Consider the following 1,590-nt stretch of genomic DNA (forward strand, 5'->3'; position numbering starts at 1 on the left):
GCGACAGGGCAGTGTGGGAGGACCTCCACCACAGGGACCCGTACCCGTTCTGGCTGGATTAATGGATGGAAACGGATGTTCTATCGGGACACACATTTTGTCCTATAAGCCGAGCCTTCGCAATGAAAATGGTGCCGCCACTTTTAAGCTTGTTGCCGATATTGAGTACAACGATGAGGTAGGGCTCGTACAAAACAACGAGCACCCCGTCGTCAATATCATCTTGGATTTAAACGGTCACAAGCTTAAGCACTTGAGTAATAGCAATTCATTATTCGATGTTGCCAACGGCGCGACACTTACAATTAAGGATTCTGTGTATACGGAGGAAAAGGTCAGTAACGGCCAGCAGCTAAATGATCAGGGACAGAAATTAACTCGCGCCAATTATGGCAAGGAAGCCAAACTGTCTTACGACAACGATGGCATTCCGACTTACCTTTCCTACTATGTGACCGAATCGTCCCCAGAAGGAACGGGCACAACCGAGTCGCTTGTAGAGCATGGTGTTGATATTAAAGGTAAAGGCGATATTAAAGGTAAAGGCGCCATTGTGGCTTGCGACGGTTCAAGAGGACTGAAGCTCATCAACATCCATGACGGCGGTCATTTCAGTCTTGAGAGCGGCGTGCTCACGCAAAAGAAAGACAGCAGTGTCCGAAACCTGGTGTACGCGGGGAGCGGCTCGACCGTCAATATGAAGGGCGGTTATGTTTGCGGAGGTTATTGTCCGGACGGTGCTGCCGGCGCAGGAATATCTGTCGAAAATTCGACTCTTAGCATTTCTAACGGCGTAATTGCCGGCAACCGCGCTCCTAGTGGCGGCGGTGTATATGCCAATGGGTCTGCAGTCACGGTGACCGGCGGCGTAATCTCCGGTAATAGCACGCTTGATGGCATGAACGGATTTGGTGGCGGCATCATGGCCGAAGGCGGCAGCGTTACTGTTTCCGGCGGTTACATTACGAACAATTGCTATGCCAAATTCTGCGGCACGGATGGCAACGGTGACCATGGCGGCGCTGGGCTTGCTGCCAAGAACGGTACCCATGTCACCATTTCCGGTGGCCAGATTACTGGCAATTATTCTAAAGAAGCCGGTGGCGGCGTTTACGTTACCGATCAATGGCGAGACGGTTCTCGCAAGGATATGGCATGGCTCAACATTACGGGAGGAATTATTGCCTCTAACGTGAGCTACCGATCTGAAGGTGCCGGCATCCGAGTGGGCCAGAAGGTTGACGCGATGATTAACGGCCCTAAAGAAAGTAACGGCACTAAAGAAAGTATAGTCTACATCACAAACAATCACTGCATGTCTCGCTTCGACTGGGGCGGCGGCGGCATCTTTGTTCAGGGCGATTCAAACACTGCATCTAATGCGGGTAGGCTATTTGTCTATAACTCCTATATAAGCAGTAATGAGGCCGGTGGCTATGGTGGTGGCGTTGCGGTTTGCCCGACGGGTAAGACTTTGGTGACAAACACCGACGGCACGGCGATTTTTGGCAATAGAGCCGCTGACGCGAGCAAGCAATAGGGGGTGCGGACAGAAAGTTGGACCGTGAAGCGGTCCGGACTGGAGGTTCG

Annotated in this window: 1 protein-coding gene; it reads left to right on the forward strand. The window is 51.9% G+C overall.

Features of this window, described 5'->3' with window-relative positions:
* Positions 1 to 1,540, forward strand: a 1,540-nt coding sequence (locus FGQ61_RS09525; protein ID WP_212745467.1) for a hypothetical protein, incomplete at its 5' end; no start/stop codon positions are given.
* Positions 1,541 to 1,590 lie beyond the last annotated feature (50 nt).

This window comes from Collinsella aerofaciens, from assembly GCF_005844325.1.
GTDB classification, from domain to species: Bacteria; Actinomycetota; Coriobacteriia; order Coriobacteriales; family Coriobacteriaceae; genus Collinsella; species Collinsella aerofaciens_G.